Annotated in this window: 23 protein-coding genes; 10 read left to right on the forward strand and 13 right to left on the reverse strand. The window is 62.5% G+C overall.

Annotated features, from left to right (window positions below; genetic code table 11):
- Positions 1-12: 12 nt before the first annotated feature.
- Together AC1TPF_RS02575 and AC1TPF_RS02580 are read right to left on the reverse strand one after the other, a co-directional pair.
- Positions 13-801 (reverse strand): ABC transporter permease, encoded by a 789-nt coding sequence (locus AC1TPF_RS02575; protein WP_482136656.1) that lies wholly within the window; start codon positions 799-801, stop codon positions 13-15.
- Positions 798-1,721: an ABC transporter ATP-binding protein gene (locus AC1TPF_RS02580; RefSeq protein ID WP_482136655.1), complete on the reverse strand. Its 924-nt coding sequence runs from the start codon at positions 1,719-1,721 to the stop codon at positions 798-800. The genes AC1TPF_RS02575 and AC1TPF_RS02580 overlap by 4 nt, the downstream gene beginning before the upstream one ends.
- Before the next feature lie 175 nt (positions 1,722-1,896).
- Between AC1TPF_RS02580 and AC1TPF_RS02585 the strand changes: the two genes are divergently transcribed.
- Complete coding sequence (locus tag AC1TPF_RS02585) at positions 1,897-2,850, forward strand: alpha/beta hydrolase family protein (RefSeq protein WP_482142507.1); 954 nt, start codon at positions 1,897-1,899, stop codon at positions 2,848-2,850.
- A gap of 183 nt (positions 2,851-3,033) precedes the next feature.
- Here the strand turns inward: AC1TPF_RS02585 and AC1TPF_RS02590 are convergent, their stop codons facing one another.
- From AC1TPF_RS02590 to AC1TPF_RS02615, 6 genes are all read right to left on the reverse strand, one after another.
- On the reverse strand, positions 3,034-4,245 hold the full coding sequence (locus AC1TPF_RS02590) for an HNH endonuclease (RefSeq protein WP_482142509.1): 1,212 nt from the start codon (positions 4,243-4,245) through the stop codon (positions 3,034-3,036).
- 217 nt (positions 4,246-4,462) lie between these two features.
- On the reverse strand, positions 4,463-5,179 hold the full coding sequence (locus tag AC1TPF_RS02595) for a hypothetical protein (RefSeq protein ID WP_482142511.1): 717 nt from the start codon (positions 5,177-5,179) through the stop codon (positions 4,463-4,465).
- Between the two features lie 212 nt (positions 5,180-5,391).
- Positions 5,392-6,102 (reverse strand): hypothetical protein, encoded by a 711-nt coding sequence (locus tag AC1TPF_RS02600; RefSeq protein ID WP_482136651.1) that lies wholly within the window; start codon positions 6,100-6,102, stop codon positions 5,392-5,394.
- An 88-nt stretch (positions 6,103-6,190) separates the two neighbouring features.
- On the reverse strand, positions 6,191-8,503 hold the full coding sequence (locus AC1TPF_RS02605) for a TPR repeat domain-containing protein (protein WP_482142513.1): 2,313 nt from the start codon (positions 8,501-8,503) through the stop codon (positions 6,191-6,193).
- Complete coding sequence (locus tag AC1TPF_RS02610; protein ID WP_482142514.1) at positions 8,503-8,844, reverse strand: hypothetical protein; 342 nt, start codon at positions 8,842-8,844, stop codon at positions 8,503-8,505. The genes AC1TPF_RS02605 and AC1TPF_RS02610 overlap by 1 nt, the downstream gene beginning before the upstream one ends.
- 185 nt (positions 8,845-9,029) lie before the next feature.
- On the reverse strand, positions 9,030-9,740 hold the full coding sequence (locus AC1TPF_RS02615; protein ID WP_482142516.1) for an alpha/beta hydrolase: 711 nt from the start codon (positions 9,738-9,740) through the stop codon (positions 9,030-9,032).
- Between the two features lie 298 nt (positions 9,741-10,038).
- Here AC1TPF_RS02615 and AC1TPF_RS02620 point away from each other — a divergent pair, with 298 nt between their 5' ends.
- The gene (locus AC1TPF_RS02620) at positions 10,039-10,851 is read left to right on the forward strand and encodes an SDR family oxidoreductase (protein ID WP_482136647.1); all 813 of its coding nucleotides are present in this window, start codon (positions 10,039-10,041) and stop codon (positions 10,849-10,851) included.
- An 89-nt stretch (positions 10,852-10,940) separates the two neighbouring features.
- On the forward strand, positions 10,941-11,351 hold the full coding sequence (locus AC1TPF_RS02625) for a PPOX class F420-dependent oxidoreductase (RefSeq protein ID WP_482143999.1): 411 nt from the start codon (positions 10,941-10,943) through the stop codon (positions 11,349-11,351).
- 12 nt (positions 11,352-11,363) lie between these two features.
- Here the strand turns inward: AC1TPF_RS02625 and AC1TPF_RS02630 are convergent, their stop codons facing one another.
- Entirely contained in the window at positions 11,364-12,248 is an 885-nt protein-coding gene (locus tag AC1TPF_RS02630; protein ID WP_482142518.1) for a LysR family transcriptional regulator, read from the reverse strand.
- A 39-nt stretch (positions 12,249-12,287) separates the two neighbouring features.
- On the opposite strand from AC1TPF_RS02630, the gene AC1TPF_RS02635 reads away from it, so the two are divergent.
- Positions 12,288-13,589 (forward strand): MFS transporter, encoded by a 1,302-nt coding sequence (locus AC1TPF_RS02635; protein ID WP_482142520.1) that lies wholly within the window; start codon positions 12,288-12,290, stop codon positions 13,587-13,589.
- On the opposite strand, the gene AC1TPF_RS02640 is transcribed toward AC1TPF_RS02635, so the two are convergent.
- Together AC1TPF_RS02640 and AC1TPF_RS02645 are read right to left on the reverse strand one after the other, a co-directional pair.
- A complete protein-coding gene (locus AC1TPF_RS02640) occupies positions 13,525-14,640 on the reverse strand; it encodes an HPP family protein (RefSeq protein ID WP_482144001.1) in 1,116 nt (371 codons plus the stop codon). The genes AC1TPF_RS02635 and AC1TPF_RS02640 overlap by 65 nt on opposite strands.
- A gap of 134 nt (positions 14,641-14,774) precedes the next feature.
- Positions 14,775-15,515: an SDR family oxidoreductase gene (locus AC1TPF_RS02645; protein ID WP_482136644.1), complete on the reverse strand. Its 741-nt coding sequence runs from the start codon at positions 15,513-15,515 to the stop codon at positions 14,775-14,777.
- 99 nt (positions 15,516-15,614) lie between these two features.
- On the opposite strand from AC1TPF_RS02645, the gene AC1TPF_RS02650 reads away from it, so the two are divergent.
- Complete coding sequence (locus tag AC1TPF_RS02650; RefSeq protein WP_482142522.1) at positions 15,615-16,166, forward strand: TetR/AcrR family transcriptional regulator; 552 nt, start codon at positions 15,615-15,617, stop codon at positions 16,164-16,166.
- A gap of 472 nt (positions 16,167-16,638) precedes the next feature.
- Complete coding sequence (locus AC1TPF_RS02655) at positions 16,639-17,655, forward strand: serine hydrolase domain-containing protein (RefSeq protein WP_482142523.1); 1,017 nt, start codon at positions 16,639-16,641, stop codon at positions 17,653-17,655.
- A gap of 17 nt (positions 17,656-17,672) precedes the next feature.
- Here AC1TPF_RS02655 and AC1TPF_RS02660 read toward each other — a convergent pair whose 3' ends face one another.
- Positions 17,673-18,083: a DUF779 domain-containing protein gene (locus AC1TPF_RS02660; protein ID WP_482136641.1), complete on the reverse strand. Its 411-nt coding sequence runs from the start codon at positions 18,081-18,083 to the stop codon at positions 17,673-17,675.
- Positions 18,084-18,136: 53 nt separating this feature from the next.
- A complete protein-coding gene (exaC, locus tag AC1TPF_RS02665; RefSeq protein WP_482136640.1) occupies positions 18,137-19,660 on the reverse strand; it encodes an acetaldehyde dehydrogenase ExaC in 1,524 nt (507 codons plus the stop codon).
- A 167-nt stretch (positions 19,661-19,827) separates the two neighbouring features.
- Between exaC and AC1TPF_RS02670 the strand changes: the two genes are divergently transcribed.
- From AC1TPF_RS02670 to AC1TPF_RS02685, 4 genes are read left to right on the forward strand one after another with little or no spacing between them, the layout of a single operon-like run.
- Complete coding sequence (locus AC1TPF_RS02670) at positions 19,828-20,475, forward strand: hypothetical protein (RefSeq protein ID WP_482142524.1); 648 nt, start codon at positions 19,828-19,830, stop codon at positions 20,473-20,475.
- A gap of 50 nt (positions 20,476-20,525) precedes the next feature.
- Positions 20,526-21,704, forward strand: a complete 1,179-nt coding sequence (locus tag AC1TPF_RS02675; RefSeq protein ID WP_482142526.1) for an alkaline phosphatase family protein — start codon at positions 20,526-20,528, stop codon at positions 21,702-21,704.
- 17 nt (positions 21,705-21,721) lie between these two features.
- A complete protein-coding gene (locus AC1TPF_RS02680; RefSeq protein WP_482136637.1) occupies positions 21,722-22,522 on the forward strand; it encodes a UbiA family prenyltransferase in 801 nt (266 codons plus the stop codon).
- Positions 22,523-22,564: 42 nt separating this feature from the next.
- Positions 22,565-23,236: an alpha/beta hydrolase family protein gene (locus AC1TPF_RS02685; protein WP_482142528.1), complete on the forward strand. Its 672-nt coding sequence runs from the start codon at positions 22,565-22,567 to the stop codon at positions 23,234-23,236.
- The last annotated feature ends 141 nt before the right edge of the window (positions 23,237-23,377 follow it).

The following is a 23,377-nucleotide window of genomic DNA, read 5'->3' on the forward strand; positions in this document are numbered from 1 at the left end:
ACCTGAACTTACCTATTGACGCGTCGTGCTTTTGCGGTAGTAGTGAATTGCGGCGTATCCGAAGATGGCGCCCCACACCACGATGTTGGCGAATACCACGAGCAATGAGATGTGGTCGCCGTCCGCCGTCTCACCTCCGGTGAGCGGATAGTTCGCCAGTGTTCCGATACCGAACATCGGGGTGAACATCGAGAACGTCAGCATTGCACCCTTGAGAGGGACGAACAGGTTGCCCGCGAAGGCCAACAGGGTGAGCACGCCACCGAGCACCTGGGTTGCGGCATCGCTCCGCAAGGCAAAGCCGACGGCCAGACCGAAGGCTGCAAACAACGCCGACCCGAGCCACCCGAGCAGTATCGAGAGGATCCACAGCCCGACCGGCGCTTTGGCACCGGTGAAGACACCGACCACCGAGAGCAACACCAGTGGCATCGCTGCCACCGTGAGGGCAACAACCACCTTCGACAGCACGTAGGACGCCGGGGTCAGCGGAGTCATCAACAGTGTTCGCGTCCAACCGGCCTGCTGTTCGATCGCAACAGATGCAGCTGTGGTTGTGGTGGCCAGGATCGCGCCGTACACCGCCATATGGATCAGCACGTATGCGGCGGTGTTCGCGCTGCCGATCTTGTCACCGCTGTCGCTGGCGTTTGCCCCGAAGATCACATACATCAGGGTCGGAATCGCGATGGTGAAGATCAGCGCACGCCGATTCCGCAGTACCCGCTGCAGATCGAGGCTTATGTAGGTGAGGGAGAAGCCACGCAAGAGCCCGCCTGCGGGGGGAGTAAGGGTGGTCATCGTTTGATCCTCTCGGGGTTCTGCGAGTCTTCACTGGTGAGTGCGACGAAGGCGTCCTCGAGGTTGTGCGAGGTGATCTCGACATCGCGCGCCCCGGTCTCGGTGAGCAGATATCGGGCAAGCTCGTCAGAGTCCTGCGTACGCAGGAAGACTCGGCCCCCACGATCAGTGACGTCTGCCAATTCGGGAAATTTCGTCACTGTGCGGGCCAAATCGTCGCCGCCGAGAACTGCCGAAACGCTGCGGCCGCTGGCCTGTGCCCGAATACTCGCAGCCGAACCGTCGGCAACAATTCGGCCGTGGGCCATCATCACGATACGGTCGGCGAAGTCGTCGGCTTCTTCCAGATAATGAGTCGCAAACACCACGGTCCGGCCGTTTTTGGCGTCGGCTCGCATGGTCGCCCAGAAATTGCGGCGTGATTCGACATCCATTCCGGCGGTCGGCTCATCGAGAACGATCAGATCCGGATCAGGCAACAGCGCCAACGCGAACTTCAACCGCTGCTGCTCACCGCCAGAACATTTCGAGACCTGACGCTCGGCGATGGCGGTGAGTCCCGCCCGTTCCATGACGTGGCCGAATGAGCTGATACCGAAGGACGCGGCAACCACCCGGACCGTTTCGGAGACCGTGAAATCGGGTAGTAGGCCGCCGGTTTGCATCACGGCGGCAATTCGTCCGCTGCCGGCGGCGACGGACGGTTTGAGACCGAAGATGCTGACATCTCCCGACTGAGGTTGGGAGAGTCCGAGGATCATGTCGATGGTGCTCGTCTTACCCGCCCCGTTCGGGCCGAGAAACGCCACCACCTCTCCGGCATTGATCTGCAGATCAACACCATCGACGGCCCGCACCGGCCCGCCGGATGAGGCGAAGGACTTTGTCAGTCCACGCAATTCAATCGCTGTTGTGCTCATGAATTGATCATGCGCTGATTACCGCAGTCATCACACTGTCGATGTCACGAATCCGACATGACAAATGTCATTGTGCGAGAGGCACTCCCGGATCCACATCAATTCATTGTTATTAGCGATTACAAAACAGCGGCCTTTTGGGAGCTCCTCCGGGCAGCTGCGATTTACTATTCCCATGAAGCTATTCAAAACGGTGGCCACTGCTATCGGATTCATCGGTGTGATCGCCGCGGCCTGTGCATGTACCAGCACAGCACCGACTCCGGTGGCCGCGCCATCGTCGACCGCGGAAACGCTCGACGAGATCACCGTTCATCGACTCACATACGACGCCTCCCCCAGCGCCGACCCCGACCAGAACTGGGGCGATCTCTACTTGCCCGCGGGCGAGCAGACCACCGATTCGACGCCGCTCGTCGTCCTGATCCACGGGGGCTCCTGGAAGTCGGCGCTCGATGCCCAGACCATGCGCCCGTACGCGCTGGACCTGGCCAAACGCGGTATGGCCGTCTACAACATCGAGTATCGCCGCGTCGGTTCCGGAGGTGGCTGGCCAACCACCTTCACCGATGTCGCCAACGCCCTCGACTTCGTACCGGAGATCGACAAGCAGTTCCCCCAAATCACCGTCGATGACGAGCTGGTGGTCGGCCACAGCGCAGGCGCCCAGTTGGCCATGTGGGCCGGAACGCGAAATCAGCTGAATGCCAACGAGGTCGGCCACAGTCCCAAATTTCGTCCGACGCGGGTTGTCTCCTTGGCCGGGCCGCTGGACATGGTCTACGCCGCCAATCACGGCAATGACCGCATCGTGACCGTGCTCGGCGGGACACCGCAAGAGGTTCCCGATCGGTACGCCTCCGTCGATCCCATCCAGAACATCGACGTCACCATGCCGGTGATCGCGGTCCACGGCACAGCCGACACCCTGGTGCCACCGAACCTGTCGGAGCGGTACATCAACGAGGTCGACCGTCGCGGCGGCATCGGCGAACTCGTCCTGTTGAAGGGCGAAGACCACGTATCCATCGTCAGTTCCGACTCACCGGAATACGGCAACATCCTCGACATCATCACCGATTCCTCACAGATGACCATCGCCGAACTCAACGAGTCATACGCGGACTAGATCGAGATGGCGCATTGGTGCTGCCGCCCGGCCGCCGGGCGGCAGCACCAATGCTCGTTCACACTGTGGAGTTGTCAAGAGTTCGTGCGCGGTCCCGACGCGTGGTCGGATGCGACTGATGGAGATGGCTCGTCCGCCGCTGCCAATGTCTCGTTGCGGCAGCGGATCCGGGGTGGTCGCCGGTTAGGCGGCGAGAGTCAGGGTTCGCCGGTTGTAGGCCGGTAGCGGTCTTCGTTGCGGGTCGATATCGGCGGGCGGGATCATCCACGGGTGTCCGTCGGATCCCATGATCACGTCCCACCCGGTGTTGTGAACAGCCATATGGCAGGTGCGGCACAGCAAGCACCCGTTGTCGAGGGTGGTGGGGCCGCCGTCGACAAAGTGCACGATGTGGTGGCAGTCCGACCAGCCGGCCTTGGCACCGCATTTCACGCAGCAGGTGTCGCGGATGATGATCGCTTTACGGACCAGTCCGGTGAACAAACGTTTCGGTGGTCTCAGGTTGATCGGGACCTGCTGCCCGTCGAGGGTGATCGAGGTGATTGATGAATCGCACGCCAACGCAGCGGCGGTTGCTTCGGTGATCGGACCCATCCACGGCAGCGAGGCAGCCTCGGGATGATCGGCGGGCACGGTGACCATCACCTCGGTTCGCGGCGCCGACACCAGCGTTTGTCCACCACCACCGCAATCCAACAACTGATGTAGCGCATCGGCTCGGCGTTGGGTGGGGCTTCGACTGTCATCCGAGCCGTCGGGTTCAGGACGGGCTTTGGACCAGAAGTCCAACGCGGAAAACAACTTCTCCCCGATCACCGCATCCACATCGAACGTACCGACACATCGACCCTCACGGACTGCATAGTCCAGACTGTTCAGCGACCGGTCCTCAGCCGGCGGCGGACCACCGGTGTCCCTGGCCACCTCGTTGCCCAGCGCGCGGGCCTCTGCACCGATCTCAGCTGGTGCGGCTCCGGAAATGGTGTGGTTCAGCAGTTTCCGCTCAAATCCGACCTGCTGTTCGGGTGTCACCGGATCCTCGGACCGGCCGACGATATGGGCGACGCCCTTGACCACCGCGTCCACGTGTTCGGAGGACAGGAACCCGTCCCGCGAATACCCGGCGGTACGATCCAGACCCATCAAGCCTGCGCTGATGCGTAACCAGCGGTACGCAGATACTGGTGCAGCACCGTTGGCCTGCAGCAACTTTGCTGTTGTCGAGCCGGCCTTACGGGCGATGCCCGACTCGTCGATCACCGCAGCACACACCGCGAGCTGATGCTCCGTCGCGTTACGCAGGGTGATCAGATCCTTCGCCATACCCAGCGTGGCAGTTGCATCATCGGTTAAGACCAGGTCAACCAATTCGTCGACCATCTCGAGAAGTCGCATAGCACAGCACCTTCCAAGGAGAGAGCAAACCGGGGGCGTCGACCGGAGTGTCTCTGCGGGGAAGGCGTCAGATACGGCGTACTTGTGGTCGACTGACTCCACCGTACCCAATCGAACACACATTCGCAAGGAGTATTTTCCCGGGCTGTACTGAGCATTCCGAACGAGATCCTTTGAGTGCCACACTATTACGGGGCGAGTTTGGCGGCTCAAGCCCCTACGCCACGTTCGAAGGCCCGATCCAGCCCGGAAACTGCACTCCCACAGGAATAACTGGCGCCACAAATCCTGGAGGCTGCTCTTGATACGGCGAATCAGGATCCGGATGCGTCAGTCCCGGAAATCTCTCCGCCCACCAATCTCGGCACTCCTGCGGAACAAAGAGACCGTCGTCCCGCGGCGCCTCTTCGGTACCGCCAAAGATCGGCTTGCCCAATCGAATCATCCATGACCCGAACACATTCCATGACGGCGACCGCTGCAGTTCGGTTCCGTGATCCGGATCGACATCTTCCACACCGGCCGCGCCCGTTGACCCGCCAACGTTCTCCAACACGATTCGATCCACACCGGTCGGCGGATTTACATCGTCCACCCCCGGAATCGAGTGCAGCATGTAACTACAGACCGACGCCGATATCACTGTGTCCGTTTCTGAGTAGTCGGCGATATGCAAGAAGACCGTCTCGTCTATCGGAGCGAGATACTCTGATCGGTCCTCCCAACGAGCGAGTGTGAAGGGTTCCTGCCCAGGAGCCAGAGCGCCCGTGAAACCAGGGAAGTAGTCATCGATCTCTTCGATCGCAGGCCAGTAGAAGCCCGCTTCACTCGCCGCACGCAGCAGTTCTGGCCCGCGCCCGAACACATCGACGCCGGATTCCGCCGACCACACATGTGGCGTGAAGTTGCTGAATGATTCAGGCTCGGCCGACAATCGCTCTACATCCAGTTCTCCACATGCAGCCGCGCCCAGGACTGCGCACGCGGCGAGGGACGCTAACCGCCAAACCCGACTAACCACCATCGGACTCCCCTGGCTCTCGGTTACTGATCACTGGCGAAGCTCACCAGCCAGCCACGATTTCTACCCAACTTCATCCCCCTGAGTTGCCTCCTGCCGAGGAACAATCCCGGGGCCCTCACCAACTACGCCACGTTCGAAGGACCGATCCAGCCCGGAAACTGCACTCCCACCGGCATCACCGGCGCTACAAACCCCGGTGGTTGTGTCTGATAAGGGGATCCGGGTTCCAACGGTGCCAATCCTGGAAACCTCTCCGCCCACCAATCTCGGCACTCCTGCGGAATGAAGAACCCATCTTTGGTCGGAGCCTCCTGAGTCCCACCAAAGAAGACCTGCCCCAGCCTGATCTTCCACGACCCGAAGACATTCCACGATGGTGTCTGCTGTTCCTCTGAACCGTGCGCCGCGTCATGGTCGACCACGCCCGGCGTCCCCTTTGACTCGCCTACGTTCTCCAAAACGATCCGATATGCGCGGCTCGGGGGGTCGACCTCGTTAGATCCCGGCGTCGAGTGAAGCGTGTAGTGGCATACCGTCGCTGCCACCCGCGATTCACTCTCAGAATAGTCCGCAATATGAAGGAACATTGTCTCGTCGAGCGCGTCCAGATACTCCGCTCGAGTCTCCCAACGAGTGCGAGCAAAGTTGCCTTGTTCCGGAACCAAAGCCGAAATGAATCCCGGGTAGTAATCATCAATTTCTTCAATAGCGGGCCAATAGAACCCGGCTTCACTCGCCGCCCGTATCAACTCCGATCCACGACCAAACAAATCGATACCGGATTCCGCCGACCAGATATGTGGCGTGAAGTTTGTAAACCTCTCAGACTTCAACGACGCTGGTGAGGAATCGGCCCCATCACCACACGCCGTCACGGCCAAAACACTGCACGCCGTGAGGATTGCAACCCGCCAAACCCGACTAACCGCCATCGGAGTCCTTGTCGTCACTCTTTGTGTGGTCGCGTATTGCGTCGCTGTATCCGTTCCGGATGTTCTGGACAACGGTCTCACTTTTGTACACTTCCTGGAGCATGCTGTCGTATCCCGCCGCCGCGGAAGTCACAGGCAGTCCACTGTCAACCACCTCGTCCCAGCTCATCAACTTGCCTTGGCCATCGAAGAACTCTCGGTATTTGAGTCTAAATTCGGGAGGCAAGTCGGGAGTCACATTCAGTATGTTGTACGCCTGACGAGAGAAGTTTGGTCCGCTTACGGCCGATTCTCTAGGATCGCCTGGCTCCGCGCCAATAACTGCCTCCTGCAAAATGTCACCCGACGCATCCTTCGCCAGATTTATAAACTCCCCGCCGGGAACCTTGTCCACCCCGAAGGACAGTACTTCCATCAATCCTGTGAATGCACCTTCTTTCCGTGCATATATTTCTTCCTCGTGGGCGGCCTCGTCGTTATACTGATCCTGCATCGCGAGAAGCATGCCTTTATCCGTGAGACCGAGTAGGGCCCCAACCTTCAACAGATTCCCTTCCGCAAGGGGTGACGATGGGTCGGATGCATATCGCCCTTCGGCCGCCAGTTGCTCCCCGATTACGGCTTGCGTAAACGTGGTCCCTGCCACTGCATCCGTGTTCATCAAAGCGAACACATTTGCCGAGCCGAAGAAGTTCAGATTCCCATCAGGGTCTGACCATCCCCCCGGGTCAAAGCCGTCGACAATGTCGCTGCCACCACCCGCCATAATTCCCACGTAGGGGCTCATACTGCTGGCAACTGTTTGCATTAGTTCAGGGTTGAGTTGTCCGGCCGATTGTTGGTCGGCACCTGGAACGTTCCGCAGATACTCCCACGCTTGGTCCGTACTCGACGCACGCGCAACGGCCTCCATGATGTTGCCCGTACGGGTCGCTGTCGCAACATCGTTCGCGTTGGCATGGTCTTCTATCGTCGCGTCGCCTTCGTTGAACTGAAAGAGCGTCGACGCTGCCTTGCCATCGTCAGTCCAGTTGTGCGCAAGCACATCCTTCACAAAATCACCACCATGGCCCGAATCATCCACTGCCGCTGCGACAGCAATCTTGTCGCCGCCCACCGCGCTGAAGATTTCTTCGGTGATCGCCATGTCCTGAGTGCCACGTCCATCCACGGTGAAGTACTCGAACTTGCTGTTCGGACTCTGCTCGTGCGCAACCTGTGCATCCAGGTACTGTCGCCCGACGTCGAGCAGTGCGCTGTCGAGCGCAGTGCCGCTCTGATACCTACCGTCGCCCTTCGCAACGATTCCGGCGATCGCTTTGTTGTCGGCGACGCCATTCAGGGCCACGCTCGGCAGCACGCTGCTCCCGGCTGCCTCAAAACCGATGACCGTCAGATCATCCCGAGTCAGCGATTCCTTCATCCCAGTCGGCAACCAGTCGAGTCCACCGTTGGTCGGAACCTCGACATCGCCGCGCACTGAGGCTGTCACCTTCTCGTTCGACAGAATCTGCAACGAATTCGCCACTGCTGCTTGGTTACCCGGCGACAACTTCGAAAGCAGGTTTTGAATCTCCTGCGGTGACTTGCCGTCCAGCGCCGTACTCAGCTGATTCAGGTACTCCATCTGCGATGCCGGGATGGCAGCGGTTTCGCCGCGAGCGAGTGCGTCGAGTTGCGCGTCAGTCAGGTGCGCGCTTTCTTGGATGCGCCGCAGTTGCTCCGGAGTCAACGCGGAGGGGTCGTTGGCCAGGGCCTGACCGTCAGCCCTACCCTGTCCCCCGCCCGATGTCGCGGCCGAGGTGAACGTCGCCGTGAGTCCTTCTCGCGCGGCATCCAGCTGGCCCTTGACCGACTCGTCCGCGTTGATGGTGGCAGTCACGGCGTCGTTCAACTCACGTACACGTTCGGCGAGCAGGGCGACCCGGTCATCGTCAGGATCGGACTCACTGTCGGTGATCGCCAGAGATTCCGAGACTGTGAAACGGTCGGTCTCTGCGGCCAGAATGGCGGCCCTGGCGCGCTGCAAGGGTGCATCGATCTCGTAGAAGCCCTGCCTTGCCGTCGTCGCCACCGCGTCGAGCGCATCCGAGACCGTCCCGACGGCAGTCTTATCTGCGGTTGCGCGAGCCTGAACGGCTTCAGCGGTCGTACCCTCCCAATAGATTTCGCCCGCTCTTGTGACGCTGGCCTGATACCGCTCGAACAGGGCTTCTGCACTGACACCCAGCGCCGTCCAGGCATCAGCAATGCTGGTCAGCGTCGCCGGGTTGAACGCCGCCAGTTGTGATCTGGTCACCATCAGACAGGTTCCTCCGGGTTCCAGTCACCGGTTGCTGCGGTGAATGTCGACGCGAGATTGGCTGCCGACTGTTCGTCTACGGCTCGGAACTGGCAGGCGACATTGATCATCACGTCCCCGGTCTCGCCAAGGCGCTCGTCCAGGGCAGGCACGAGTGCACCATCGATCAAATCACCCGAAATCGAAGATGCTTCGGCGACCGATGCCAGGATTCCTCCTTGAACGGACGAATACGGACCGGCAGCCGGTCCGACCCGCAAGGCGGCCGCTTCCGCCGCAAGTCCATGTAAGACCCCGCCAAGCCGTACCAACTCGTCGACATCAGCCTGAAAATTGCTCATCTCAGTCTCCCCCACTGCAGGCCAGACCCCCCGGCCACGCGATTCGGATCGAGTATAAGTGTCGACCACACGCGTTTGACCAGCCCAGCTGATCGGTTGGGGAGGACATGGACAAGTTCATCCCGAGAGCGGCCACCAAGGGAACATTTCCCTCCGCGCCGGCTCCCGGGGAAGAAGTTGGCGGACTAAACCAGCCGAAGCAGCATTTCGGTCACTTTTTCGGGTTCGGAGATCATCAAATCGTGGCCGGTGTCGATATCCCACACCCGCCCGTCCGATGCGGCCTGCAACGCTGCCACGTCGCGGAACGGCAGGGTCGCGGTACACACGATGTGTGACTGCGGTATCTCGCGAATGTCGGATTCGTTGTCCAACAACAACTTCTGTTCGAAGCAGGCCCACGGATGCGGGGTGAGTTTCGGCTTCATCCAGGCGATCTGATCGGGGTCTGTCACGCCGTAGTACCCCATCGGATCGGTGCCCGGGAACAGCACGAGTTCGACGCCGTCCACCACTCGCCCGACCGACCGGGATGCCTCCATCAGCAGTCCTGCGACGTCGGCAAGCGATTGACCGTTCTCAGGATTGGCGGCATCGAGATACACCAGATGACCGATCCGCGCGGTGGCACGATCCGCGACCCCGGTGATGATCATCCCGCCGTAGCTGTGGCCCACCAGGATCACGTCGTGCAGATCCTCGAACTCCAAAACGTTGACCACGTCGGTGATCTGGACGTCGAGGTTCACATCCTTGGATACGAGGTGCGATCTCTCGCCCAGACCGGTCAGTGTCGGCGTGTAGACGTCGTGGCCCGCAGACCGAAGCAGTCGCGCGACTGCTTGGTAGCACCAACCGCCATGTCCTCCGCCGTGTACCAGCACAAAGGTAGCCATAGAGATCTCCGACTCTGCTCAGTTGAGGCCCGGCGCGGGCACCCGGACACGTAAGTGGTCAAACGACAACCTATGCACCCAAGAGCAGGCCCGCGGCGTTTTCTCCTCACCCGCGCGTATCGAGATCGTCAGGATGGGCTCGGATTTCGCGCTCAGCTACCGCAGACTTGCGCTGATGCCCGACTAAAGCAGTAGCCTGCAGAATGTCGGCAATTGGTTCGCGCACACCGGTGCAGTCGATCGTCGACAGGTCAGGGGAGGCGGCAACCCAGCCACCTTCGAGTACAGGAGTGCAGTGATGGACAAGAACGTGCTGGTTGTCATCGGGGTCGGCGGAATGGGTCTCGCGGTCGCCCGCAGACAGGGCCCGGGCAAGCACATTCTGCTCGCAGACTTCAACACCGAAACCCTCGCTGCCGCAGCCAAAACCCTCAGCGGCGAAGGCCATACGGTGACGACGCAGCAGGTCGATGTCGGGCTTCCGGAATCGATTGCCACCCTGGCCGACACCGCGGCCTCACTCGGTGCCGTCACCGAGGTCGCCCACACCGCCGGACTGTCTCCGACACAGGCAGATTCGGAATCCATCCTGAAGGTGGACCTCCTCGGAGTCGCCCTGTCGCTCGACGCATTCGGGCAGATCATCGCGCCCGGTGGCGCCGGCGTGGTGATCTCGAGCATGTCGGGATACCTGGGTGCCGGAGGGCTCGACGGCGAGCAGGAGAAGGCCCTTGCCCGCACCCCGACCACTGAGCTGCTGCAACTGCCGTTCCTGCGCACCGACCTCGAGCCCGGCGTCAACTATGCGATTGCCAAGCGCGCCAACGCACTTCGCGTGCAGGCCGCAAGCGGACAGTGGGGCGCACGCGGGGCACGCATCAACTCCGTCAGCCCCGGCGTCATCTCGACCCCGATGGGACAACAGGAACTCGCCGGTGAAAGCGGTGCGGGTATGCGCATGATGGTCGAACGCTCCGCCACGAAGCGGCTCGGTACCCCCGACGACATCGCCGCTGCTGTCGCGTTCCTGCTCGGCCCCGACGCGACCTTCATCAGCGGCATCGACCTCCTCGTCGACGGTGGGGCTATTGCGGCCGTGAAGTCCATGTAGCTGTCGACCCCATCTCGGGTTGACTTCAAGTCCACTTGAAGTCGGAAACTGTGGACAGCAACTCTGCCGACGACGAGATGGGGAACAAGATGACGTTCACAGACGACGAGATCGAATACCTTGCGACGCAGGATCTGGGACGTTTGGCGACGCTCCAGCCAGGAGGAAACCCACAGGTGAATCCTGTTGGTTTCACGTGCAACATCGACCTCGGCACAATCGACATCACCGGGTTCAACATGGCGGCAAGTCAGAAATACAAGAATCTCGCCGCCAACCCCACGGTCGCATTCGTGGTCGATGACATCGCCTCCCGGGACCCCTGGCGGGTGCGTTGCCTCGAGATCCGCGGCACTGCCGAGCAGGTCGAACCACGCAGCGCTGCGGGCCCGATCATCCGCATCCACCCGACGCGGATCATCTCCTTCGGGCTCGCCGAAGAGGATTTCGATGTCGATCCGCACCGCATCCGGCCCAAGAAGCGCAACATCGCGGCCTGACGATCTCGTCGATCAGGCGTCCGCCGATCTCGCCCACTCGGTGACGAAGTCCCGAAATCGAGAAGCCGCCGGACTCATTGCGCTGTCGCGTTTCCAGATCAGCCCCACCTCGCGCGACGTCTCTTCACCCACGAAGGGGATGAGAACCACACCCGGGGGCAGCTGCGGATTGCCCTCGACCGGAAGAATGGACACCCCCAATCCGGCGGCCACCAGGCCTGCAACCGTCCCGAGCTCAGTGGTCTCAAAGGTGATGTTGGGCCGGAAATCGGCGTCGACACAGAGCTCTTCGAGGATCCGCCGCATTCCGTACCCCTGCGCCACAGTGATGAACGACTCCTCGCTCGCCTCGACGACGGTTATCTCGTCGCGCACCGCCAGCGGGTGGTCCGCCGGCACCGCAAGTGCCAACCGCTGGCGCATGATCAGCGACCACCCGACTTCGGTGGTGAGCGGACGCGGCGACACGACGGCCATGTCCGCGGGCCCGGTGAGCACACGCTCGATCACCGGATCGGCGGCGCCCTGCGTAAGCGTGAACGCCACCCTGGACGGCCGTTCGCGGCGGAAGTCGCCAATCAGGCTGGGTACCAGCCAGACTCCGAACGAGTGCAGAAATGCCAGGTCGATCGACCCTTCGACCGGGTCGGCCAACTGGGCGATCTCATACTTCGCGGTATCCATCTCTGCCACCGCACGACGAAGGTGGCGAAGGTAGATCTCGCCGAACGCATTGAGTTGCAGCCGTTTGGCGTGCCGATCGAACAGTGCCACCCCGACCTCGCGCTCGAGGCGACCGAGCATTCGAGACAAAGTCGGCTGGGCCAAATGGAGCCGCCGGGCCGCGGCCGAGACGTTCTGTAGTTCGGCAAGCGTGATGAACCAGTCCGCAGCCATCCTTCCTCCTTATGCACTTTGCGCATTAGCCATCATCATATGATTCATTTCCTATTGGATCGAACACATGGAACCGTAGACACAGTGAGCGCATCCGACACATCCGTCCCACAGTCCGAAGTGCAGCCTGCGGGATATCGTCTCGGTGAGCCGGGCTATCGGCGAGCCTCCTTGGCCCTCTTTTCAGCCGGAACGGCGACCTTCATGACCCTCTACTACGTGCAGGGTCTGCTCCCGATTTTCTCGGAGCACTACGGTGTTTCGCCGGCCACGTCTGCTCTGGCGATCTCGGTCAGTACAGGTCTGCTAGCCATCGCCATCATCCCGGCCAGTGTGTTGTCCGAACGTTTCGGCCGGGTGCGGGTGATGTCGATTTCCGCGGTGAGCGCCGCCCTACTGGGACTTGTGCTGCCCTGGAGTCCGACGTTCGAGATCTTGCTTACCGGCCGGGCAGTCCAGGGTTTGTTGTGCGCAGGGGTTCCCGCAGTCGCGATGGCCTACCTTGCCGAAGAGATCGATGGGCGTGCCCTTGGCACAGCGATGGGAACCTACGTCGCGGGCAACACGATCGGCGGTTTGACCGGGCGGATGATCCCCACCCTGGCGATCGACATCACCGCCTGGCAGTGGGCGCTACAGTTGGCATCTCTCGTGGCACTGGGATTCGCGGTGGCGTTCATCAAACTGGTCCCGGAGTCGAATAACTTCGTCCCCCAACGGGTTTCGCTACGCAAGACGCTTCGCAACCTGGCCGTCCACCTGCGTGACACACCCCTACTGTGTCTGTTCGGTCTGGCGTTTGTCCTGATGGGCGGGTTTGTGACCGTCTACAACTTTCTCGGATATCGGCTGATCGCCAGTCCGTTCAACCTGCCGGTGATCTTGGCCGGACTGGTCTTCACCCTGTATTTGTCCGGAACGATCTCGTCCGCCGTCGCCGGGCGGATGGCCGATTCCTGGGGCAGGCGCCGAGTGCTGGTCATCGCCATCGGCGTCATGATCACCGGCCTGGCATTGAGCCTGCCGGACTGGCTGCCGACGATCCTGATCGGTATATCCCTTTTCACGGCAGGCTTTTTCGCCGCACATTCGGTGGCGAGCGCCTGGGTCGGTGCGCGCGCCACGCAACACCGTGGCGAGGCGTCATCCCTGTACGTGCTCAGCTACTACATCGGGGCTTCCCTGGTTGGGGCGCTGGGCGGTCTTGCCTATACGGCCGGGGGTTGGGCAGCGGTGGCCGGCTACGTCGCGGCATTCCTGATGGTCGGCGTCATCCTCACAGCGGCACTGGTCCGATCAGGGTCTGCCGTGCCAGAGCCGCGATCAAGTCGGTCTGGGTGACGATGCCGACGAGTGCCCTGCCATCGAGGACCGGCACTGCCTCGCAACCACTCTCGGACAGCCACGGCAGCATTGCAGCGACCGGTGTCGTCGGTGACGCGACGGCCGGTTCGACCGCCATGAGGTCGCGCGCCCTGATCACCTCCCCACGGCGATCTGCCCACCGAAGCGTCGGCTTCCCGAATCCTCCGCGCGCTTCCGGATCCTGGAGCCGAACTATCAAGTGAATCTGAAAGACAACCCCGAGGAATCCGCCGCCGTGATCCACCACCGGCAATGACGTGAACCCGTGCAGCCGAAACAGTTCCGCGAGATCATCGAGCGTTGCATCCGGCGGCACGGTCACCAGGTCGCGAGACATGACGTCGTCGGCCTTCAACGGCCCGGTTCGATGACTCGCGGCCTGTAGTTCTGCCGCGCCGATCAACCGGGCAAGGTCGGCGACACCGAGGTTCAGCGTCTGCCGGTAGTGCTGAAGGATTCCGGACAGCTCGTCTTCGCTGAGACCAAGTCTTTCCGCGGGTGGCGGAGCTGCATCGAACTGTCGGAACGGATAGTGCCTTCCGGTCGCGCGTCCATACGCCGCCGCAAGGACCACGAGTAGGACGGTACCGGCGGCGACTGGCGCGAGAGCGAACCGAAATCCCAGGGCATCAACGGCATCCGGGGACAACGCGGCCGTCATCGCGACCGCGCCTGCAGGCGGGTGCACCGCGCGCACCAGGATCATTGCGGCCACCGCCAGCCCGACGGCAAGCGCGATCCGCAACGTCACATCGGGTACCAGCAGGGTCACGGCGACACCGACAACCGCGGAGATCGTATTACCGACAACTGCGGGCCACGGTTGCGCCAGCGGACTACTCGGCGCCGCGAACACCAGAACGGCTGTCGCACCGAACGGCGCGATCATGTACAGCCCGAGCTCTTGATCCACACCCGGCACCAGTAGCAGCAACCCGACCACACCCAGGCCGATCAAGATGCCGAGTCCCGCCCGAAACATCTCGCGCGGTTGACCAGCGGCAGCGGAAGGGCCCAAACCACGCATCACCGAGTGGAACGTGACCGGCCGGAGCGCGGTCACTGCTTATCCTGTATCACTGCTCAACGTTCCTTCCGGGGTGCTGCGGGCAGAATATGCGACCGCCAACGCGCCACTGGAAGGGCCCTTGGTTGTAGCTCCTAGGCTTGCAACGTCGGACGAAGAACGATGTCGCCGATCTCCACCTCTCTCGGTTGCTCGATGGCAAAAGCGATGGCTCGGGCGACTGCCGCCGGGTCGAGACCGAAGTCACTCATACTCCGTCTGATCTGTGCCCGCACTTCGTCGTTGCTGATCGAATCGGCGAGTTCGGTGCTGACCATGCCCGGTGAGATCGATGTTGTCCTCAGTACGCCGTCGGTCGATTCCTGCCGAAGCGCCTCGAGTAGAGTCCGGACCGCATTCTTAGTGCCTGCGTATACCGCCTGATTCGGGACGATCTTCAGACCGGACGTCGACACCGTTGTCACGAGATGGCCTTCTCCCTGGTCCCGAAAGACCGGCAATGCAGCCGCGATTCCGTGCAGCACACCTCGAACGTTCACGTCGATCATTGCTGACCAACCCTCGACATCGAGGTCGGCGACCGGCCCGATCTTGCTGATCCCCGCGTTGCTCACCAGGACATCAAGGCGGCCGTATTCCTCAACCGCCCGAGCGACAAGACGTTTGAGATCGTCCGGCACGGTCACATCCGTTGCGCAGGCAATCGCGCGACCGCCTCGATCATTGATGTCGTCCACAATCCTCGCCAGCCGATCGACACGACGGGCGCCGAGCACAACTGCTGCTCCACGCTCGGCAAGCAGGCGCGCAGTGGACTCCCCTATGCCACTGCTCGCGCCGGTTATTGCAACAACTTTGCCGCGCAGATCTGACATAAAAGAACTCCCTCACTCGTAGCGGACACGTGTCCGCTTAGGTGAGTTCACGGTAGCGGACATGTGTCCGCTTAGCCAGTCGAGTACGGTTGGGACCCGATGACCTCCTCCCGCCGAAGAGCCGACGCAACCGAGAACCGCATGCGCATCATCGATGCCGCGCGGGAGTTCATCGCAACCTCAGATGAGTTACAACTCAACGCAATCGCCAAGCAGGCCGGGGTCGGCCAGGGCACGCTCTATCGACACTTCCCGACCAGAGAAGATCTGCTCACCGAGGTTTACCGCGTCGAGGTCGAACAGCTGGTTGCCGCTGCACCGGCACTCCTGACCGAGAACGAGCCGACCGTGGCCTTGGCACTGTGGTTCGACCGGGTCGCCGACTACGCCCAGATCAAACGGTGGATTTTCGCAGCCGTGGAAGTGGCTGTTTGGCAAGACCTTTCAGCGCACAGCCTCGGACCGATCGGGAAAGCACTGACACAGCTCCTCGACGCCGGTAAGGCCGATGGAAGCATCCGGCCCGACGTGGACGCCCGCGACGTCATACTGCTGATCGGCTACCTCACCCGCCTGGAGGCATCCGAATGGCCGACTCGCGCACGCCATCTACTCACCGTTGTGCTCGACGGCCTGCGCCCGCCTCGTTGAGACATCGTCGAACCGACGCGGTAGGCAGGCGTCGAGCCAGTCCGGCAACTTGATATCCGCTTCGAGCCGATGCCACTTCATAGAAGGAGCTATTCGGCTCCCAACCGTACAGTGATGCAGAACACTTGGGACCTGTTGTGTGGCAGGAAGAACGACAGAATTGACTGTTTGTTTCAATCTCGTTTGCGTAGGTAAGGATCTGGTTAACAGGGGCAATCTCGGCTCCGGCCCGCCCTAGAATCAGCGAGTCCGTCGACCAATCGTCCAAAGGTGTCAAGTGAAGTCTGTCCAACACAAGGTACTGGTACCTGTTCTCGCTGTGGCCCTTTCCAGTACAATTGCGCTCTCCGCATCAATTGCTGCTCCGGCCCTGGCCGACACGTCCAGCACCCCGGGCTGGCTTGGCTCTCTCGGATCCACCGGATCTACCGGATCTACCGGATCTACCGGATCCTCGGCAAACGACTCGTATGTGGCTGTCGCACAGCGGATCAACGCTGCCTTGATCAAGCAAGGCATTCCCGGCGCCCAAGTCATCTATTCGGACCGCGGCTCCGAGCGTGCTTTCAACTACGGGGTGTCGAGCGTTGCCACTGGCAGCCCGGTGACTTCGAATACGGTATTCGAAGCGGCGTCGCTGACGAAGGTGGTGGCCTCGTACGTCGTGCTCCAGCTGGTGGACGAGGGCGTACTCGATCTCGACCGACCGCTGTCGGACTATTTCGACTATCCGCGGATCGCGGCAGACCCGGTCGCCAAACGGATCACCGGGAGAATGGTGATGACACACACCTCCGGTCTGCCGAACTGGGCGACCGGGCCGTCGAGTGCAGAGTTCGAAACCACGCCGGTGAGCACCATTTTCGAGCCCGGAACCCAGTGGTCGTACTCCGGAGAGGGCTTCTACTACCTACAGAAGACCGTAGAGTCGCTGACCGGGACACCCTTCGAACAACTGGTCCGGAAGCGGGTCTTCGACCGGTTCGGGATGAAAGGCAGCGACCTCGTCACCAACCCAGCCTTCGACACGGTCACGTCCGTCGGCCACACCGCGGACGGCACCCCGAAACCCGTCCGAAACTTCCCCCGGGCGAACGTCGCGTACACCCTGCGGACCACGGCGACCGACTACAACAAGTTCATCCGCGGCGCGCTCCTCGAGGGCGAAGGGCTCACACCCGGCACCCGCGACATGATGTTCACCGCGGCGGGCAGCGCCGACCACGGCGGCAGCAACAAGGAAGCGATCGACCACGTCAAGTGGGGGCTCGGTATCGGGCTGCAAACCAACGAACTCGGGGACGCGATCTGGCACTGGGGTGACAACGGCGCATACAAGGCCTTTTTCATCGCGTACCCCGCGACCGGACGCAGCGTGATGATCATGACCAACAGTGAAAACGGCTTGAACGCAGTCGATGACGTCGTCCACGAGTTCTTTGGCCCGAACACGATGTACGCAACGAGATGGATCAAAGAAGCCGAATAGATGGCTAACCTCGTCGTTCAGGTGACGTCGGCGCCCGTGCGCGGTGGGCAGGCGTCGAGCCAGGTGTTCTCGGCTTCGTCGAAGACCCTGGAGCGGGCCAGGAAACGAACGCCTTCGGGTGCCTCGAGGCTGAATCCGGCACCACGTCCGGGCACGACGTCGAGGATGAGCTGGGTGTGTTTCCACAGTTCGTACTGGTCACCCTGGATCCAGACCCGCACCGCAGGCAGCGGTTCCGGGAGTTCGATCTCGCCGAGCAGCACGTCTCTGCTGCCGACACGAAACTCCCCTACCGGGTAACACATGGGCGCGCTGCCGTCACAACATCCACCGGACTGGTGGATCATGAGGCCGCCGTGGAGCTCCGACAACTTGGTCAACAGCTCCACGGCGGATTCAGTCGCGACGACTCGATCAGTAGGAGTCATCACAGATCACTTTCTGACGAAATAGCTTGTCGCGCTTGGTGATGCCTGGTGGATCAGAAGAATCCCTTGGCATCCTGGGCGTAACCCACCAGCAGGTTCTTGGTCTGCTGATAGTGCTCGAGCATCATCAGATGATTCTCGCGGCCGATGCCGGACTGCTTGTAGCCGCCGAAGGCCGCGTGTGCCGGGTAGTCGTGGTAGGTGTTGGTCCACACCCGACCGGCCTGGATCTCGCGTCCTGCGCGGTAGGCGGTGGCACCATCACGCGTCCACACGCCGGCGCCGAGTCCGTACAGCGTGTCGTTGGCGATCGACATCGCGTCGGCGTAGTCGGAGAACTTGGTCACCGACAACACCGGACCGAAGATCTCCTCCTGGAAGATCCGCATCCGGTTGGTTCCGGCGAAGATGGTCGGCTGGATATAGTAGCCATCCGCGAGATCGCCTTCGAGGGTGACGGTTTCGCCGCCGGTCAAGACCTTGGCGCCCTCCTCCTTGCCGATCGCGAGGTATGAGGCGATCTTCTCGAACTGATCGTTCGACGCCTGCGCACCCATCATGGTGTCGGTGTCGAGCGGATTGCCCTGCTTGATCTTCTTCGTCCGCTCCACCGCGAGGTCGATGAAGTCGTCGTAGATCGATTCCTGGATCAGCGCCCGACTCGGGCACGTGCACACCTCGCCCTGGTTGAGGGCGAACATGGTGAAACCCTCCAGTGCGCGGTTCCGGAAACCGTCGTCCTCCGCCATCACATCGGCGAAGAAGATGTTGGGGCTCTTGCCACCGAGCTCCAGGGTCACCGGGATGATGTTCTCCGAGGCGTACTGCATGATCAGGCGTCCGGTGGTGGTCTCGCCGGTGAACGCGATCTTGCGGATGCGGTTGCTCGAGGCCAGCGGCTTGCCCGCCTCCACACCGAATCCGTTGACGATGTTCAGCACACCGGCGGGCAGCAGGTCCTTGATCAGTTCGACGAGGAACAGGATCGAGGCAGGCGTCTGCTCGGCAGGCTTGAGGACCACCGCGTTGCCTGCGGCCAGCGCGGGAGCCAGCTTCCAGACGGCCATGAGGATCGGGAAGTTCCACGGGATGATCTGGCCGACAACGCCCAGCGGCTCGTGGAAGTGATAGGCAACGGTGTCTTCGTCGATCTGGGAGAGCGAACCCTGCTGAGCGCGCAACGCGCCTGCGAAGTAGCGGAAGTGATCGATGGCCAGCGGAATGTCGGCGGCAAGTGTTTCGCGAACGGCCTTGCCGTTGTCCCACGACTCGGCGACAGCGATTTTCTCGAGGTTCTCCTCCATCCGGTCCGCGATGCGGAGCAGGGCCAGCGATCGCTCGGCGACCGAGGTCTTGCCCCACGCGGGAGCAGCCTTGTGGGCCGCATCGAGAGCAAGGTCGATGTCCTCGGACGTCGACCGGGCAACCTCACAGAACGTCTTGCCGTTGACCGGTGACGGGTTCTCGAAGTACTGCCCCTTGACCGGCGGCGTCCACTGGCCACCGATCCAATTCTCGTACCGTGATTCGTAGTTCATCACGGCGCCGGGTGTTCCGGGGTTGGCATAAACGGTCATGCTGAGCTCCTCTTCGCCTGGTTGCCTACGGGTGAGCGACGCGCAGCGTTCGGCCACCCGTGTGACCTACAACACACACTACGAGTGCTTCCGTTGCATCCGGGTTGCAACCACGATCTTCGGTGCTCAGAGCCTCTTTTTCCGCCACACCGGCTAGTCTGATTCACGTGATCCGCCACTCAGCACGCACCGAATGCTGGGGGTTTGCGATCGGGTCGACGCTCTTCGCATTGGGCTCGGCGCCCGGATTTGCCGACTGGGCCGGATCGACGGTGTCCAACAGCTCCTTTTTTGTCGGCTCGTGGTTCTTCACGTTCGCCGCGTTCGTCCAGTTTCAACTCTGCGGACGCTTGCGAGGTGCTGCGCGACCCATTGCGGGGTCGCAGCGGGCCGGACGAGACGTCCACATCTCCGAATGGTTGTCCGCCGCGGTGCAGCTGGTCGGCACCGTTGCCTTCAACATCAGTACCGGCGCGGCCTTGGTTGTGCACACGATCGTCGACCAGGACCAGTTCGTCTGGCGGCCGGACGTCTACGGCTCGATCGCCTTCCTCATCAGCTCGGGACTGGCCGTCTACGCCATACGCCTCTATCGGCGACGCGACGAACCCGACGCACCCGGCTGGTCGGCGACGATCCTGAACACCGTCGGCTCGATCGCGTTCGGCTTCTCTGCGGTCGGCGCATACGTGGACGCCTCGGGCGAGCCGATCGCGCCACTGCTCGACCAGGGCGGCACCTTCATCGGCGCGCTGTGCTTCCTCGCCGCATCCCTCATCTCACTGCCGCGAGGCACATCCTCGACGTCGCGGTGACGCACCGCCGTGCCCACCGCATCATCGCGCACACGTTAGCGTGATCGACGATGAGTGATCTCGATCCGCGCCACAGCCTGCCGCCCCTGTCCGCCGTCCTCGAATCGATGGCGGCTTCCCTCGGTGCCGCCGACCTCGACAACCACCTGAAGATGGTGCCCGCGCAATCCGCGACACTGCTGCTGATCGACGGGCTCGGTGCGGAACTGGTTGCCGCGCACCCACGCGATGCGCCCCATCTCAATGCGGCGGCGATGGACAACTCCACCACCGTGGCGGCCGGATTTCCCGCCACCACCGCGGTCAGCCTCACGAGCCTGTCCACCGGACGCGCGGCGGGCACGCACGGCATCTTCGGGTACACCTTCCGCGCGGGCGGCGGCGGACTCAAACCCGAAGCGCCGATCCTCAACTCGCTGCGCTGGTGCGTCCACGGCCACTACGACCACGGACTAACCAAAACGGTTGTCCCCGAGGAATTTCAACCCACCACAACGATTTTCGAGAAATGCCGGGCACAGGGTTTCACCACGCGGCAGATCGTGCCCGCACTGCATGTCGATTCCGGGTTGTCGCGGGCGGCGCTGCGCGGAGCCGACAAGATGATCGTGGCCGAGCATCTGGACGACCTGCGCGCTGCGATCCTCGCCGAGATGTCGACGTCCGCAACGACACTCGGCTACGCCTACTACGGCGGACTCGATCTGGCCGGACACCTCGACGGCCCGGGCTCACCATCGTGGCGTGAGCAGCTGCGCCAGATCGACACCATGGTCGGTCAACTCGCGGAGCAGTTGCCTGCGGGTCGCACTCTCGTCATCACCGGCGATCACGGCATGGTCAACACAGCGCAGGGGCGTTTCGACATCGACCTGCATCCCGAACTCACCGCGGGCACCACCGCCATCGCCGGAGAAGCCCGGGTACGCCACGTGTACACCGAGGACGGGGCCGCAGGTGACGTCCAGATCGCCTGGCAGAGCATGCTCGCCGACCGGGCGACCGTGCTGAGCCGCGACGACGCGATCGATGCCGGCTGGTTCGGTCCCTCGGTCCGCGGCAATGTTCGCGTCAGGATCGGAGACGTGGTCGCCGCGGCCCGCGGCAATACCGCCATGATCCGCTCGGTCGTCGAACCGTTCGAGTCGATGCTTGTCGGCAACCACGGTTCGTGGGACAGTGCCGAACAACTCGTCCCCGCGATCGTGATCCGCGGCCTCGGCCGATAGACGGAAAGGTGCAGCCCATGGCGACGAAACCGGTGGCCGCACTGCTGGCGGCCGGGCACGTGGTCCCATCGGCAGCGGTGACGCTGCTGACCGCGGCGCTCGGTGTTGCCGTCGGCCTGGATGTGGGCTCGCTTGTCGTGTTGACGGTCGCCCTGTTCAGCGGCCAGCTTCTCATCGGCTGGAGCAACGATCTCATCGACCTCGACCGGGACCGGCAGGTCGGACGGACAGAGAAACCACTGGTGTCCGGAGATCTGAGCCTGGCGACCGCGAGATCGGCCGTCGCGGTGGCAGCTGTCGTTTGCGTGGTGGCCTCGATGGCATGCGGGTTGGCGGCAGGCACGGTGCACCTGGTGTTCGGCGTCGGCTCTGCCCTGGCCTACAACTTCGGGCTCAAGTCGACGGTCATGTCATGGCTCCCCTACTTCGTCGCCTTCGGTTCATTGCCGGTGATCGTCACGTTGACCGCGGACCCGAATGACCTGCCCCCGCTGTGGATGGTCGCGGTCAGTGGACTGCTCGGGGTCGGCGGCCACCTGCTCAACGTCGCACCCGACCTCGGCGACGACGACGCCACCGGCGTTCGGGGACTGCCCCACGTCCTGGGTGCCCGACGCATCCCGTACGTCGCGGCGGTCCTGCTCGTCGGAGCCACTGCCATCGCAGTGGTCGCGAACTCGCAGCTGGCGTGGATGTGGGCGGGACTCGGGGTGGTGGTCATCATCGCGCTCGCGACGATGCGGGGGCCCGGCCGCGCTCCGCTCTACGGTGCCATCGCCATTGCCGCGGTCGATGTCATCATGCTGGTGCTGGCCTGAGGTTTCGCCTCGAACCGCTTGGCAGTCGGGCAGACTCGGGGGATGGAGACCATCGAATACGCGCCGGGCCGCTTGGCAGATGTGTTCGGCGCACCGGATTCGCAAACGGTGTTGCTCTGGCACGGAATGCAAACCGACGCACGGGCTGCGGTGCGGCCGCTCGCCGAACTGGTGGCGGATCGCGGTTTCCATGTCATCGCAGCCGACTGGAACTCACACGCCACGGACAACGGCCGGGCGGATCTGCTCGCCTCGGCGCACTTCGCGGCGGACCGGAACGACGGCCCCGGTGACTCCGACGGCATCGTCCTCGTCGGTTGGTCTCTCGGTGGTCTGGCGGCCGCGAGTCTGACCATCCACGCCGGCGATTTCGATCTCCGGATCCTTCGAACGATCTGCCTGGCCGGTGCCTTCATGGCCACGGACCCGATCACCGGCGAGCACCTGCCGAAAGAACCCCCGCAGTCCGCACAGCGGGTGCCGTTCACCCTGCTACAGGGCGTGCGCGACGACGCCGTACCGCCGGCAGCAAGCCGAAAGTTCGCGGCGACACTCGAAAGGTGGCGGTGGCCGGTCGAATTGGTCGAACTCGATGCCGATCACGGATCCATCGCCGGTGCCGCCTACGACGCCGCAGCCGATCGCTACGTCGCAACCGACGACCCCGGGTCGCTGGCCCTCGCGGCCGAGATCGCTGCGCGCATCGCCCGGTGATGTGAGTACCGCCGAGCATTAGAGGTCGAGCGAGTTGTTCGCCCTGTCCACATCTCCGCCCCGCCTCGGAACCACACCTGGCCGCTTGATGCGAACAGCAGTTCAGACGAAAGTCTGGACACGTGTCCGACGATGCAGGTA

The sequence above is a fragment of the Williamsia sp. Y853 genome, from assembly GCF_056786495.1.

Bases quoted from the DNA above. Each gene is read 5' to 3' on its own strand.
- AC1TPF_RS02575 (WP_482136656.1), bottom strand. From the start codon at position 801: ATGACCACCCTTACTCCCCCCGCAGGCGGGCTCTTGCGTGGCTTCTCC.
- AC1TPF_RS02590 (WP_482142509.1), bottom strand. From the start codon at position 4,245: ATGCGACTTCTCGAGATGGTCGACGAATTGGTTGACCTGGTCTTAACC.
- AC1TPF_RS02580 (WP_482136655.1), bottom strand. From the start codon at position 1,721: ATGAGCACAACAGCGATTGAATTGCGTGGACTGACAAAGTCCTTCGCC.
- AC1TPF_RS02625 (WP_482143999.1), top strand. From the start codon at position 10,941: ATGACGTTCACAGACGACGAGATCGAATACCTTGCGACGCAGGATCTG.
- exaC (WP_482136640.1), bottom strand. From the start codon at position 19,660: ATGACCGTTTATGCCAACCCCGGAACACCCGGCGCCGTGATGAACTAC.
- AC1TPF_RS02615 (WP_482142516.1), bottom strand. From the start codon at position 9,740: ATGGCTACCTTTGTGCTGGTACACGGCGGAGGACATGGCGGTTGGTGC.
- AC1TPF_RS02685 (WP_482142528.1), top strand. From the start codon at position 22,565: ATGGAGACCATCGAATACGCGCCGGGCCGCTTGGCAGATGTGTTCGGC.
- AC1TPF_RS02620 (WP_482136647.1), top strand. From the start codon at position 10,039: ATGGACAAGAACGTGCTGGTTGTCATCGGGGTCGGCGGAATGGGTCTC.
- AC1TPF_RS02650 (WP_482142522.1), top strand. From the start codon at position 15,615: ATGACCTCCTCCCGCCGAAGAGCCGACGCAACCGAGAACCGCATGCGC.
- AC1TPF_RS02680 (WP_482136637.1), top strand. From the start codon at position 21,722: ATGGCGACGAAACCGGTGGCCGCACTGCTGGCGGCCGGGCACGTGGTC.
- AC1TPF_RS02675 (WP_482142526.1), top strand. From the start codon at position 20,526: ATGAGTGATCTCGATCCGCGCCACAGCCTGCCGCCCCTGTCCGCCGTC.
- AC1TPF_RS02610 (WP_482142514.1), bottom strand. From the start codon at position 8,844: ATGAGCAATTTTCAGGCTGATGTCGACGAGTTGGTACGGCTTGGCGGG.
- AC1TPF_RS02585 (WP_482142507.1), top strand. From the start codon at position 1,897: ATGAAGCTATTCAAAACGGTGGCCACTGCTATCGGATTCATCGGTGTG.
- AC1TPF_RS02635 (WP_482142520.1), top strand. From the start codon at position 12,288: ATGATTCATTTCCTATTGGATCGAACACATGGAACCGTAGACACAGTG.
- AC1TPF_RS02645 (WP_482136644.1), bottom strand. From the start codon at position 15,515: ATGTCAGATCTGCGCGGCAAAGTTGTTGCAATAACCGGCGCGAGCAGT.
- AC1TPF_RS02660 (WP_482136641.1), bottom strand. From the start codon at position 18,083: ATGACTCCTACTGATCGAGTCGTCGCGACTGAATCCGCCGTGGAGCTG.
- AC1TPF_RS02605 (WP_482142513.1), bottom strand. From the start codon at position 8,503: ATGGTGACCAGATCACAACTGGCGGCGTTCAACCCGGCGACGCTGACC.
- AC1TPF_RS02640 (WP_482144001.1), bottom strand. From the start codon at position 14,640: ATGCGTGGTTTGGGCCCTTCCGCTGCCGCTGGTCAACCGCGCGAGATG.
- AC1TPF_RS02630 (WP_482142518.1), bottom strand. From the start codon at position 12,248: ATGGCTGCGGACTGGTTCATCACGCTTGCCGAACTACAGAACGTCTCG.